This is a genomic window from Paenibacillus sp. YPG26, from assembly GCF_023704175.1.
Taxonomy (GTDB): domain Bacteria; phylum Bacillota; class Bacilli; order Paenibacillales; family Paenibacillaceae; genus Fontibacillus.
The window spans coordinates 3,580,426-3,594,193 of sequence record NZ_CP084530.1 but is presented as its reverse complement, the minus strand read 5'-3'; the positions used below and the strand labels follow the sequence as shown (position 1 = coordinate 3,594,193).

Here is a 13,768-nt window from a genome sequence, read left to right as displayed (position 1 = left end):
CCACTTCTAATTCCATCGTTTCCATTTCTATTCCCAGCTCCGTTCCTATTCCTGTGCCTGATCCTGCCTAAGCTGCTGCAGCGCTTCTTCCAGAGGAACGTCTCCCTCAATCATCTCGAATGCGCATAATTCGGTCTGAGGAAGAGACAAGGCGAGAACCGCTGCCTTGGCAACGTCATCTCTGGAGATCCGCCCGTGCCGGGTCGCCCCTATGGATGTCGTAACCCGTCCAGTCGGCGGTTCGTTCGTCAGGCCGCCCGGGCGAATAATGGTATGGTTCAGCGTGCTTTCCTCAAGCACCTTCTCGGCCCGTCTTTTGGCAAGCAGGAAAGGCTTCAGCAGATCCGGCATCTGGTCAGGCGCTAGGGTACCGACCGAGCTGATCAGGATGAACCGCTCTACACCATCCAAGATGGACTGCTCAATGAGCCGTACCGTGCCTAGATGGTCAACTTCTTCCGGATTGCCAGAGGCCCCCGCGCCTACAGCACAGATCACCGCATCCGCTCCCTTAAGTCCTTCCGAGAATACCCCGTTCAGATCCCCGATAAAAGGTTCAGCGCCCACCTGCCGTATTGCTGCTGCCTGATCTTCTGTTCTAACTAGTCCGTGTACCCGATAACCGGCATCAATTAAATCACGGACAATGCGCCGTCCTGTCTCCCCGTGTGCTCCGGCGACAAAAATGGTTTTCATGAAATCCGGCCTCCTTATCAAAATTCACGCAGCATGATCCTAGATTCATCTTTCCCTTATATGCATTCCATTACCCGCATAATTGACCTTTAAAAAGAAAAGGGGGAGTGGATAGGCCACCGTCCCACCGGGGAGACTAGGATTGCAGCAGTTCCGCCAAGCGTAAAAGACAGGCAACAGAGCGGTAACAGCAACAGCGCAGCACCATCAATAGCAGCAGATATCCTCCAATGCCCTCATATCATGACTTGTAAAAAAGCAATTAGAAACAACGCAAAAAATGCTTCTGATTGTGAACAATATGTGAATAACTGCTTTACCTATTGTAATGTGAAAAAAATCACACTATAATAACGTCATGAGGTGAATTAATTCACAAGATCATCCTTTTAAAAGTGAACATTTTCACAAGATGATGAAGAGATAAGATGAGCGCTGAAAAATATTTTGCTTATAAATATGGAGGAGGAAGTAATTATGAAAGTAGCAGTTATCGGATGTACCCATGCAGGAACCGCAGCTATCGTTAACACCGCCAAGTTGTATCCAGAGGCCGAAATTACCGTGTACGAACGTAATGACAATATTTCCTTCTTGTCTTGCGGGATCGCCCTTTATGTGGGTGGTATGGTTAAGGATCCTCAGGGTCTGTTCTATTCCTCGCCGGATCAGCTTGCCGAGCTGGGTGTGAATACGAAGATGCTTCATGAGGTAGTGAGTGTAGATACTGACAAGAGTGTGCTGGTCGCACGTAATCTGGAGACAGGTGAAGAATTCCAGGATAGCTATGACAAGCTGATCGTAACTACAGGTTCATGGCCAATCGTACCCAAATTCGAAGGCAGCGAGCTTAACAATATTGTTCTCTCGAAGAACTGGAATCATTCCAATGCGATTATCGAGAAGGCTAAGGATTCCCGCAACATCGTGGTTGTAGGTGCCGGATATATTGGCGTTGAGCTTGTGGAGGCTTTCCAGCTGAATGGCAAGCAGGTGACGTTGATAGATGCCGAAGAACGCATTCTCAGCAAATACCTGGATCCAGAGTTCACAGATGCCATTGAGGACAATCTTAAGGAGCATGGCATTAAGCTTGCTCTTGGGGAGAAGGTGACCCGGTTCGAAGGCGAGTACGGCAATGTAACTAAAGTCGTAACCTCCAAGGGGGAATACGAGGCAGATCTCGTGATTATGTGTATCGGCTTCCGTCCGAATACGGGCCTGCTGAAGGGTCAGGTGGATATGCTGGATAACGGTGCGATCATCGTGGATGAATTCATGCAGACGAGCAAGAAGAATGTGTATGCCGCTGGTGACAGCTGTGCGGTCTTCTATAATCCAACGAAGAAGCATGCTTATATTCCGCTGGCTACCAACGCGGTTCGTATGGGTACGCTTGTAGCCCGCAACCTGGTTGAGCCTACCGTGTCCTATATGGGAACTCAAGGTACCTCGGGCATCAAGATTTATGAGGATAACATCGCCGGAACCGGGCTGACTGAGGTGGCAGCCAGAGAGGCGGGAATCGATGCCGATGCCGTCATCATTAACGAGAACTACCGTCCTGAATTCATGCCGACACATGAACCTGTCAAGCTGAAGGTCGTATTCGAAAAAGAAACCCGCCGCATTCTCGGGGCACAGCTCATGTCGAAAGCGGAGCTTACTCAATCGATCAATACGATTTCGGTATGCGTTCAGAACAATATGAAGATGGAGCAGCTGGCCTTCATCGACTTCTTCTTCCAGCCGCATTACAACAAGCCTTGGAACTTCTTGAATACCGCTGGTCTTCAGGCGCTTCCTCCAGTTCCATCGAAGCAGCCGGCACATGTCTGAACCAGCCTGCTAACCATAGCTTGACATCTCCACAGCTGTCCTCCCATAAGGGGGGCAGCTTTTGTCATGTTACAAGGTCTCTTTTTGTTATGTGAAAATATTCACTAATTATGATTTTTGTTACTTTATAAGCGGTGGGCACGCACTACAATAGGGTTGGAGTGAGAGACCAATCTATTGAGGAGGCCTTTAGTATGGCGTATTATAAACCGGACCAAATTGCAGAGATAACGGTTCAGAACGGAACACACAAGGCACATAACAAGCTGGCTAACATGTTAATTCTGGGATTTTTGGCGGGAGCCTTTATTGCCTTGGGATTTTTGCTTGATATTCGCGTTATTGCCAGTGCGCCTGAGGCGTGGGGCAGCTTTGCCACATTTATTGGAGCTTCGGTGTTCCCGGTAGGGCTGATTCTTGTCCTGCTTGCGGGAGGTGAGCTGCTGACGGGCAATATGATGGCAGTTCCGCTTGCCGGGATGGCCAGGAAGATTACGCTTCGCGAGGGAGCCATTAATATTCTTGTGATAACGCTAAGTAATTTTGCCGGTGCACTGTTCGTTGCATATTTCTTCGGGCATGTGGCGGGATTGACAGAGACCGGCCCTTATCTGGCCAAGACTGTCGAGATGGCTGGACATAAGCTGGATGCCACTTTTATACAGGCTTTTGTGTCGGGAATCGGATGTAACTGGCTGGTGGCGCTTGCGGTGTGGTTATCTTATGGGGCTGATAATATGAGCGGCAAAATCCTCGCCATCTGGTTCCCTACGATGTCCTTCGTGGCAATTGGATTCCAGCACGTGGTTGCAAATATGTTCCTGATTCCGGCTGCAATTTTTGCAGGGCATTACACATGGGCCGTGTATTTCGGGAATTTCGTTCCGGTATGGCTCGGGAATCTGGTAGGCGGATCCATCTTCGTTGCAGCGGCGTATTATGTGGCCTATCTCCGGGGTGTCAAAGAGAAGACGGCAGCGAAGCCGGAGTTAAGGGGCACAGAGCCGCTTCGCAAGAGCGTGGTCTAGAGTGTACCTTACAACACAAAAATTCAGCATAAAGCAGGATTTGGGGGAATAACCCTGCTTTATGCTGAACATTAGTTATTATTACCTCCCTGGCTCTGAGTTGAAACGGGTTGAATTATTATTTTTTGCAGTCGGAAGGCGCTCCCTTTATGATAGATTTGATCAGGTTAAGGGGAGAGATGAGCTTGATAGACCAAGAGAATGGAATATTCCCCGCGGTGTGTCCACTGGATTGTCCAGATACATGCGGGTTATTACTGCATAAAGAGCATGGAAGAATTGTCAAGGTGACGGGTAATCCTGAGCATCCGGTTACTCGCGGCGCCATATGTAACAAAGTACGGAATATGACTGAGCGGGTATACCATCCGGAGCGGGTGCTCTATCCACTCAAGCGTATAGGCGCGAAGGGCGAGGGCAAATTCGAACGCATCTCTTGGGACGAGGCTGCTGCGGAGATTGCCGCCCGGTACAAGCAGTTGATCGCGGAGCATGGTCCTGAGACTATTCTGCCGTACAGCTTTTACGGCAATATGGGGATCCTCAGTGTGGATGGCATGGACCGGAGGTTCTTCAACCGCATGGGATCAACCAAGCTCCAGCAGGGGATCTGCAATGCTGCGGGTAATGCGGGATTTAAGTATACGATGGGTTTCGGCGGCGGGACGATTCCGGAGGATGCTGCGGAAGCCGAGCTGTTCATTGTATGGGGCGGCAATATTGTTAGCACGAACATGCATATGATTCCGATTATCGAACAGGCCAGGAAGCGCGGAGCGAAGCTGGTTGTGATCGATGTTCACCGCAACCGGACCGCAGAGCGGGCCGACTGGTTCATACCGCTGTATCCGGGAACAGACGGAGCACTAGCTGTGGGGATGATGCATGTTCTGTTTGACCGGGGTCTGGTGAATGAGGCGTTCCTTGCCCGGTACACGGTAGGTCATGAGGAGCTGCGAGAGCATGTCCGGGAGTATACACCTGAGCTTGTAAGCACGATTACAGGCGTGCCTGCGGAAGACATTGTGAAGCTTGCCATGATGTATGGGAAGACTTCACCGGCGTATATTCATATTGGCAACGGGCTCCAGCATCATGACAATGGCGGTATGACAGTCAGAACCATCACCTGCCTGCCTGCGCTGACGGGTCAGTGGCTGGTTAAGGGGGGCGGGGCCTTCAAGTCCAATGGACCCTATGCCAAAGTTAACAGCGAAGCGCTGGAACGGCCTGACCTGCGGCCGAACCCGGAAGCGAGAAGCGTCAGCATGAATCAGCTTGGCGATGTGCTGCTGCAGCTTGACCCTCCCATTCATGCCTTGTTCGTCTACTGCGCCAACCCGGCTGTAGTGGCTCCGGAGACAGGCAGAGTGGAGCAGGGGCTGCTGCGTGAGGATCTGTTCACCGTGGTTCATGACCTCTTCATTACAGATACCGCGAAATACGCAGATATAATTCTCCCAGCCACATCAACCTTTGAGAATACGGACCTGTATACTTCCTACTGGCACACTTATGTGCAGCTTCAGGAGCCGGTGATCCCGGCAATCGGGGAGAGCAAGAGCAATGTGGAGACCTTCAAGCTGCTGGCAAAGGCGATGGGCTTTGAGGACGAGGCATTCCAGGAGACGGAGCCTGAAATGATCCAAGCTGCCCTCCAGGTGGAGAATAACCCGTATCTCACAGGGGTTACCTATGAAGCGCTCAAGGATCGCCGATTCGTACAGCTTAATATAGATGAGCGGCTGCATTATCTGGATCGTCTGACAACGCCATCAGGCAGGATCGAACTGTACTCAGCCACGCTGGCTGAGGCGGGTCTGCCTCCGCTTCCCACTTACGTGCCACTGCATGAGGGCTATGACGGACAACGACGTCCGGGTAAGGAATCCACCTATCCGCTGATGTTCATTTCCCCGCCGAATCACAGCTTCCTGAATTCGACCTTTGCCAATGTGCCAAAGCTGATGCGGCTTGAGAAAGGCCCTGCCCTTCAGATTCATCCTGAAGACGCCCGGCATCGGGGAATTAACGATGGCGATGAAGTCACAGTGTGGAACGATCGCGGCAGCTTCATTGTCAAAGCGCTAGTCGTAGATAAGATGCTTCCAGGCATCGTGGTCAGTCAGGGGCTTTGGTGGGAAGGAGATAACGGGAGACAGCGTGCCAACGCACTCACCCCGAGCCGCCTTGCGGATATGGGAGGAGGGGCCACCTTCTTCTCCACTGTAGTTGATGTGAAACGGAACGGCAGGTAATATCTGAGGCAGCGCTGCTAATAACGGAAAGAGTCAAGGAACCCCGCGGGGTTCCTTTTTTAGATTGATTATAGACCTAGGGTTCTAAGTGAACGAGTCTGTGAAGACGGCGATTGCGAATATAATGTTGTATATTCCCAGAAAGCGCGGGCATAGTATGTATGACCAATCTGGTCCCGTCCCAAGTCAGGTCCACAACGGAAGTACAAGCCAGATGACGGGCAGAGTGTCTGTAGCTTGAAAAAAATGTTAAGTTATATTTTGTTAAATGCCCAAACAAAATTATTGCCAAGTAAAAATTAATATGTTACTATAACCGTGCAGTTGAAAACGTTACCGGAATGGTTGCCGATAAGGTTGTCGGAAGCGTTACCACGATTTTCGATCCTATTCACGGAAACGCATTCAATTCGAACATTGTATGAACAAGGGGGAAATAGAATGAAGATGAAGAAATGGCTAACGCTTATGCTCTCCATGACCTTGCTTGCTGGATTGGCTGTAGGCTGCGGTAACAAAGAGGAGACTAACACCGGTACAAATGGTACAACAGGAAAGACGGCTAAAGAAGAAATCTACTTCCTTAACTTTAAGCCTGAAATTGCTGAGACTTACGACAAAATTGCTAAGGATTATGAAGCTGAGACTGGCGTGAAAGTTAAAGTTGTAACTGCTGCTAGTGGAACTTATGAGCCTACGCTTAAAGCTGAGATTGCAAAATCTGACGCTCCTACAATTTTCCAGATTAACGGGCCTGTAGGCTACCAATCTTGGAAGGATTACACACTAGATCTTAAGGATACTAAGCTTTATAGCTATCTGACAGATAACAGTCTGGCAGTTAAAGATGGCGAAGGCGTATACGGTATTCCTTATGTAGTAGAAGGTTACGGTATCATCTACAATGACGCGATCATGAAGAAGTACTTTGCTCTGGCTGACAAAGCGGTTCCTTACGCTTCTGTAGCTGAAGTTAACACATTTGACAAGCTGAAAGCGGTTGTTGAAGATATGACAGCCAAGAAAGATCAGCTCGGCATTAAAGGCGTATTCTCCTCTACTTCCCTGGGTGCAGGCGAGCAATGGAGATGGCAGTCCCACTTGGCTAACCTTCCTTTGTTCTATGAGTTCAAAGACAACACATCTGTGAAGGATCCGGTTCAAGCAGGTCTTCAATCTAATGAAATTACATTCAAGTACGGTAAGAACTTCCAAAACATTTTCGATCTGTACACGAACAACTCTGTAACTAAGAAAACATTGCTGGGCAGCAAAACAGTAGCTGACTCTATGGCTGAATTCGCTTTGGGTCAATCCGCTATGGTTCAGAACGGTAACTGGGGCTGGTCCCAAATCAACGGTGTAGACGGTAACGTAGTTAAAGCCGAAGATGTTAAATTCATGCCTATTTACACTGGTGTTGCTGGTGAAGAGAAGCAAGGTCTGGCTATCGGTACTGAGAACTACTTCGCTGTGAACAGCAAAGTATCCGCTGAGAAGCAAAAAGCATCAATCGCTTTCTTGGAGTGGTTGTTCTCCAGTGAAAAAGGTAAGAAGTATGTAAGTGGTGAGCTTGGATTTATCGCTCCTTTCAACACATTTAAAGAAGAAGAAAGACCAGCAGATCCGCTTGCGAAAGAAGTTAGCAGCTGGATGAGCAAAGGCCTGAACACAGTGCCTTGGACATTCGCCGCATTCCCAAGTGAAGAGTTCAAGAACAGCTTCGGTAGTGCATTGCTGCAATACGTACAAGGCGGCCTGCAATGGGCTGATGTAGAGAAAGCTGTTATCGATTCCTGGAAATCCGAAAAAGCAAAATAGTTGTTGAAAATGTATTAGACTATAGATAAAAATATGCCACTGTGAACCTTCTGGCGAACAGTGGCATAACCATTAATCCTGGATAAGGAGTAGGAATATGCAAAAGTCGATAAAAAAATATTTTGCTCTTTTTGCATTACCAACCATACTAGCATTCTTAATCGCATTTATAATTCCGTTCATACTGGGTATTTATCTATCCTTTACTGAATTCACCACAGTGAACGATGCCAAATGGATAGGGCTTAAAAATTACGTCAGAGCATTCTCAAACCAAGAGTTTCTGGACGCTCTATGGTTCACGGTTAAATTTACAATTGTGTCTGTAATTACGATCAATGTATTCGCCTTCTTGCTCGGTCTGCTGTTAACCCGGGGGAAGAAAGGTACCAATTTATTTAGAACGATCTTCTTCATGCCTAACCTGATAGGCGGTATCGTACTAGGTTACATCTGGCAGTTGATTATTAACGGTGTCCTGATTAAATTCGATCTTACCTTGACTTCTAGCGCAACTTACGGCTTCTGGGGGCTCGTTGTCCTCATGAACTGGCAATTGATCGGTTATATGATGATCATCTACATTGCCGGAATTCAGAACGTACCTAAGGATTTGATGGAAGCGGCACAAATTGATGGAGCGAACCGCTTCAGAATTCTTCGCAGCGTAACTCTGCCTATGGTTATGCCATCCATTACAATCTGTTTGTTCTTGTCCTTATCTAATTCATTTAAGCTGTTTGACCAAAACTTGGCACTCACGGCCGGAGCTCCAGCAAAAGAGACTTCGATGTTGGCTCTGGATATCTATAATACTTTCTATGGTAGGACCGGTTGGGAAGGCGTGGGTCAGGCCAAAGCGGTTGTATTCTTTGTCCTGGTAGCACTGATCGCCTTAGTGCAGCTCGTCATTACCAGAAGAAAGGAAGTTGAGAATTAATGCAAAAGGCACGTGCGAAAGATTATACCATTTTCATTATCATGCTGATTCTGTCTATTATATTCTTATCTCCTATATTCATCGTTCTGATGAACTCCTTCAAAGGAAAGTTCTTCATCAGCGATACGCCTTTTGATCTGCCAACCAGCACGACTTCTGCTGGTCTGAAGAACTATACTGGTGGTATAGCGAAGACAGATTTCTTAAGTGCATTTGGTATGTCGGTCTTCATTACGGTGGCTTCAGTAGCGGTTATCGTTCTGTTGACAGCAATGACAGCTTGGTACATTACCCGGGTAAAAAGCAAGTTCACCAGCTTGCTGTACTATATGTTTGTCTTCTCCATGATCGTTCCTTTCCAAATGGTAATGTTCACAATGACGAAGACAGCGAACACGCTGAATATCGATAACCCCATCGGGATTATTCTGATCTACTTGGGCTTTGGCGCAGGTCTGTCCGTCTTCTTGTTCAGCGGATTTGTGAAATCGATCCCGCTGGAAGTTGAAGAGGCTGTGATGATTGACGGCTGCGGCCCGATTCAGGCGTTCTTCAAAGTCGTATTTCCTATCCTTAAGCCCATTGCGATTACGGTAGCTATCCTTAACGTAATGTGGGTATGGAATGACTATCTATTGCCTAAATTGGTCATTGGTACAGAGTGGCAGACCATTCCGCTTGCGATTCAATACCTCAAGGGTGGATATGGTTCTATCGACATGGGGGCTATGATGGCAATGCTCGTATTGGCTATCGTTCCGATTGTCGTATTCTACTTGCTATGCCAGAAGTATATTATTGAAGGCGTAGTAGCTGGTGCAGTTAAAGGTTAACTTTCAAGTCTATGGATGTATAGATATTAGTAGGGTAACTCTCCTGATCATGTGATCAGGGGTACCCTGCTTTTTGTTTTGAAGAGGCCAATTGGATGTATAAGCCAATAACAGTTTATTGTCATTTGCTTCTTAAATTGCTATATTTATGATTATTAAAAACAAAGGATGTAGTTACGTGATGATGGCGGCTACAGCGTAAGGAAAGAATAAATATGGCTATTACGATTATAGATATTGCTAGAATGTGTGGCGTGGGCGTTACTACCGTCTCAAGAGCCATTAATAACCACCCGGACATTAATGAAGAGACCAAAGCCATGATTATGCAGGTAATTAAAGAGAACCATTATGTCCCGAATAACAGCGCTCGAAATCTGAAGCGGTCCGCTTCCAAGACGATTGCCGTACTTATTAAGGGGATCACCAACGCCTTCTTCAACCGGATGATACAGGTATTTGAGAAGGAGATCCAGACCAAGAAATACTCCTTCATTCTTCAGCGGGTAGATGAGAACCAGGATGAGATCGAGGTTGCGATAGAGCTCGTGAAGGAGAAACGTCTTAAGGGAATTGTATTTCTCGGAGGAAGCTTCTCTCATCCCAGAGTTAAGCTCGATCAGCTGACCGTGCCTTTTGTGCTGAGCACCATAGGAACGACGGAAGAGTTCGATCCGGATGAGCTCTCTTATGTAGCCGTGGATGACTTCAAGGAAAGTTACAAAATGGTGGACTACCTGTGCAGCTTGGGTCATAAGAAGATTGCAATTATTACAGCTCCTGTGGATGACGTAAGTATCGGGAAGTTAAGGTATGATGGCTACAAGAAAGCGCTGGAGGATCATGGCGTCCAGCTGAATGATCAATTGGTTCTGAGCATGAAGGAAGATGTTGAGAGCTACTCCATGGAGAATGGGTATGTGGTTACGAAAGAGCTGTTACAGTCTAAGGAAGAGTTCACAGCCATTTATGCCGTCTCTGATAGCATGGCCATTGGTGCGTGCAAAGCCTTGCTGGAGGCAGGCAAGAAGGTGCCGGAGGATTACTCCGTTGCCGGATTTGATGGAGTGGATATGTCATTTTATTATAATCCGTCTATTACTACGATCAGGCAGCCGGTGGAAGAGATTGCCGAAGAGACGATACGAATCCTGTTCGATATGATAAATAAGAAGGTTAAGCATGCTCATAAAATTTTCCCGGCGGAGCTTGTGATTCGGGAATCCACCCGGCTTTTAACATAAGAGCTGGGTTTTTTGCGCGTATGAGGTTGTATTTATCATATATACACAGGCAAGAATACGGAGCATTGGACTGGAGGGTAGCGACACGATGAGATTCGGACAGACGCTCATCCGCGTATCCGAGCTTAGAGATGCGGCGGAGCTGATTGAAATTGATAAGCTGGTATGGAGCTCGGAGACGACACCTGCTGAGCTGGCACCTGTTACACGGGAGAGCTTCCTGCAGCAGAATCCACCCGGTTCACAGCTGGTTGCTGTCATCGAAGAGAGAATATGCGGATACCTGGGCTTCTACTGCCCGACGCCTCTTCAGAGCAACGGCCACGTGTACGAAATTAATATTGCCGTGCATCCGTCCTATCAGCGGCAGGGTATTGGCCGGGCGCTAATGGATGGCATGAAGCAGCATGCTGCCCGGCAGGGCATACGCAAGCTTTGTCTTCGCGTGCTGGCGACGAATGGAAAGGCGCTTGAATTCTACCGCAGCTGCGGATTCATGGAGCAGGGACGGCTTGTAGAGGAATTCTATTTAGGTGGCAGATATGTTGATGATATTCTGCTGTGGTACCCGCTTAAGCAGCCCAAAGCAGATGAAGGGCAGGAAGGTGTAAAAGAGTGCCCTTAAGGTGATGCTGACTCTAAGTGACAATAGCTCCCCTTACAGAATACAGGATTATGGAGCTCACCTGGCTGCCGTTAGGGAAGCATATCTCCACCGGATATCCCTGGTATCAAATCACGAGATAGCCTGTTCTTGCTTGATATGTGCCAGCAAAGCCTCAAGTCCCTCAGTAAGCAGATCGTAGGTCTCCTGGAAGTCTCCGGTGAAGTAAGGATCCGGCACATCCTTGACCTGAAGCTCTTGCTTGAAGTCGAGCAGCCGGAATGTGTTGCGGCCTTCCTGCTTACCTGAGATTTTGTACATATTCTGAATGTTGCTGTCATCCATTGCTATGATGTAATCGAACTGTTCCATATCCTCTGGAGTAATCTGCCTGGCGAAGAGTCCTTCAGAACTGACCTGATATTTCTTCAAAATATCTAAAGTGCCTTGATGCGGGGGGTTGCCAATGTGCCAGTCACCAGTACCCGCACTATCGATTTGAAATTGTCCCTCTAAGCCTTCCTGCTTAACCAGATGCTTGAACATTGCCTCTGCCATGGGCGATCTGCAGATGTTGCCCAAGCATACGAACAAAACTTTTACCATGCGAGCTAACTCCTTTGCCTTAAATTCATGATGACGTAATTATCACCTGTTCATTGTCACTATATCGAAGTTCGTAGAGATTATCAAAGGATTCATAGTGCCGGGGGTCTTCCAAGGCGAAGGTGCATTGAACTATTGTGCAGATATCGGTATATTTAAACCTAGAGAGAACAGACGGAAAGGTGGAGATACTGTGACGAATGCGAGCACACCTCCGAATTTTATCAAAAATATTATTACGGAAGATCTAAAGAGCGGCAAGGTAAAGGAGATTGTTACCCGCTTCCCTCCTGAGCCCAATGGCTACCTTCATATCGGACATGCCAAAGCCATCTGGATTAATTTCACCCTCGCGGATGAATTCGGGGGGAGAACCAATCTGCGATTCGACGATACCAATCCGGTCAAGGAAGATATCGAGTATGTGAATTCAATTAAGGAAGACGTGAAGTGGCTTGGGTTCGAATGGGATGAGCTTCGCTTCGCTTCCGATTACTTCGAAGAAATGTACAATCGCGCTGTGCTGCTGATTAAGAAGGGGAAGGCCTATGTGGACGATCTTAGCGCGGATGAGATCCGCGAGAAGCGCGGTACGCTTACAGAGCCGGGGGAAGACAGCCCTTACCGGAATCGTTCAATAGAAGAGAATCTGGACTTATTCACCCGCATGCGTGCCGGTGAGTTCAAGAACGGGGAGAAGGTGCTCCGCGCCAAGATTGACATGGCTTCCCCGAATATTAATTTGCGTGACCCTGTTATTTACCGGATCGCCCATGCGACCCACCACAACACCGGTGATACCTGGTGTATCTATCCGATGTACAGCTTCGCGCATCCATTGGAGGATGCCATTGAGGGGGTTACCCACTCTCTCTGTACGATCGAGTTCGAAGATCAGCGGCCATTCTACGATTGGGTTATTGCGGAGACGGAGATGCCGCATGCCCCGCATCAATATGAGTTCGGCCGCCTGAACCTGGCTTCTGCAGTTACGAGCAAGCGTAAGCTTAAGATGCTTGTGGATGAGGGAATTGTTGATGGCTGGGATGACCCGCGTCTGCCAACCATCTCGGGACTGCGCCGCCGCGGGTATACACCGGATGCGATCAAGAGCTTTGTCTATGAAGCCGGGATCTCGAAGGCCCAAGGGCAGGTTGAGACCGCCATGCTGGATCATTTTATCCGGGAGGATCTCAAGCTTACAGCTCCCCGCACCATGGCCGTGCTCCATCCGCTGAAGGTGGTTATCACGAATTACCCGGAAGGCCAGACGGAATTGCTCGAAGCCGAGAACAACACGGAGAATCCGGATATGGGAAGCCGCCAAATTCCTTTTTCGCGTGAGCTATACATTGAACAAGACGACTTCATGGAGAATCCGCCAAGCAAATACTTCCGCCTCTTCCCGGGCAATGAAGTTCGCCTGAAGCATGCCTACTTCATCAAGTGTAATGAAGTCATTAAGGATGAGGCCGGGAATGTTGTAGAGATCCACTGCACTTATGATCCTGAGACGAAGAGCGGCAGCGGGTTCACCGGCCGCAAGGTCAAGGGAACCATTCACTGGGTAGATGCAGGGTCAGCTGTTCCGGCTGAGTTCCGTCTCTACGAGCCCCTTATTCTTGAAGAGGATAGCGGGGAGGAAGCGGAGACCGGGGGAGCGGAAGAGAAGACCTTCCTGGATCAGATTAATCCCAATTCCCTGACTGTGGTTCAAGGTTATGTGGAGCCGGAACTGAAGGATGCGAAGCCGCAGGATAAATTCCAGTTCTTCCGTCATGGTTACTTCAATGTGGACAGCAAGCATTCGAAGCCTGGAGAGCCGGTATTCAACCTGATTGTATCGCTGAAGAGCTCATTCCAGCTGCCCAAATCTCAATAAGCTGGCTGACCAGCGGC

General features: G+C 48.4%; 11 protein-coding genes. 9 read left to right on the top strand and 2 right to left on the bottom strand.

What is annotated here, in order from left to right:
- Positions 1 to 45 precede the first annotated feature (45 nt).
- Positions 46 to 696, bottom strand: coding sequence for an SDR family oxidoreductase (locus LDO05_RS17000; protein WP_251376496.1), 651 nt, complete (start codon positions 694 to 696; stop codon positions 46 to 48).
- Positions 697 to 1,173: 477 nt separating this feature from the next.
- On the opposite strand from LDO05_RS17000, the gene LDO05_RS16995 reads away from it, so the two are divergent.
- The 8 genes from LDO05_RS16995 to LDO05_RS16960 all read left to right on the top strand — a co-directional run bounded on the left by LDO05_RS16995 (position 1,174) and on the right by LDO05_RS16960 (position 11,284).
- The gene (locus tag LDO05_RS16995) at positions 1,174 to 2,535 is read left to right on the top strand and encodes an FAD-dependent oxidoreductase (RefSeq protein WP_251376495.1); all 1,362 of its coding nucleotides are present in this window, start codon (positions 1,174 to 1,176) and stop codon (positions 2,533 to 2,535) included.
- A gap of 194 nt (positions 2,536 to 2,729) precedes the next feature.
- Positions 2,730 to 3,563, top strand: coding sequence for a formate/nitrite transporter family protein (locus tag LDO05_RS16990; protein ID WP_251376494.1), 834 nt, complete (start codon positions 2,730 to 2,732; stop codon positions 3,561 to 3,563).
- A gap of 179 nt (positions 3,564 to 3,742) precedes the next feature.
- Positions 3,743 to 5,821: a molybdopterin-containing oxidoreductase family protein gene (locus tag LDO05_RS16985; protein ID WP_251378768.1), complete on the top strand. Its 2,079-nt coding sequence runs from the start codon at positions 3,743 to 3,745 to the stop codon at positions 5,819 to 5,821.
- Positions 5,822 to 6,262: 441 nt separating this feature from the next.
- A complete protein-coding gene (locus tag LDO05_RS16980; RefSeq protein WP_251376493.1) occupies positions 6,263 to 7,642 on the top strand; it encodes an ABC transporter substrate-binding protein in 1,380 nt (459 codons plus the stop codon).
- A gap of 97 nt (positions 7,643 to 7,739) precedes the next feature.
- Positions 7,740 to 8,582, top strand: coding sequence for a carbohydrate ABC transporter permease (locus tag LDO05_RS16975; RefSeq protein WP_251376492.1), 843 nt, complete (start codon positions 7,740 to 7,742; stop codon positions 8,580 to 8,582).
- Positions 8,582 to 9,415, top strand: coding sequence for a carbohydrate ABC transporter permease (locus tag LDO05_RS16970; protein WP_251376489.1), 834 nt, complete (start codon positions 8,582 to 8,584; stop codon positions 9,413 to 9,415). The genes LDO05_RS16975 and LDO05_RS16970 overlap by 1 nt, the downstream gene beginning before the upstream one ends.
- A gap of 215 nt (positions 9,416 to 9,630) precedes the next feature.
- Positions 9,631 to 10,659 carry a LacI family DNA-binding transcriptional regulator gene (locus LDO05_RS16965; protein WP_251376488.1) on the top strand — a complete coding sequence of 343 codons (1,029 nt, stop codon included), beginning with the start codon at positions 9,631 to 9,633 and terminating at the stop codon, positions 10,657 to 10,659.
- Between the two features lie 88 nt (positions 10,660 to 10,747).
- Positions 10,748 to 11,284: a GNAT family N-acetyltransferase gene (locus LDO05_RS16960; RefSeq protein ID WP_251376487.1), complete on the top strand. Its 537-nt coding sequence runs from the start codon at positions 10,748 to 10,750 to the stop codon at positions 11,282 to 11,284.
- A gap of 111 nt (positions 11,285 to 11,395) precedes the next feature.
- Here LDO05_RS16960 and LDO05_RS16955 read toward each other — a convergent pair whose 3' ends face one another.
- Positions 11,396 to 11,869 (bottom strand): low molecular weight protein-tyrosine-phosphatase, encoded by a 474-nt coding sequence (locus tag LDO05_RS16955; RefSeq protein WP_251376485.1) that lies wholly within the window; start codon positions 11,867 to 11,869, stop codon positions 11,396 to 11,398.
- Positions 11,870 to 12,062: 193 nt separating this feature from the next.
- Here LDO05_RS16955 and LDO05_RS16950 point away from each other — a divergent pair, with 193 nt between their 5' ends.
- On the top strand, positions 12,063 to 13,751 hold the full coding sequence (locus LDO05_RS16950; RefSeq protein WP_251376484.1) for a glutamine--tRNA ligase/YqeY domain fusion protein: 1,689 nt from the start codon (positions 12,063 to 12,065) through the stop codon (positions 13,749 to 13,751).
- Positions 13,752 to 13,768 lie beyond the last annotated feature (17 nt).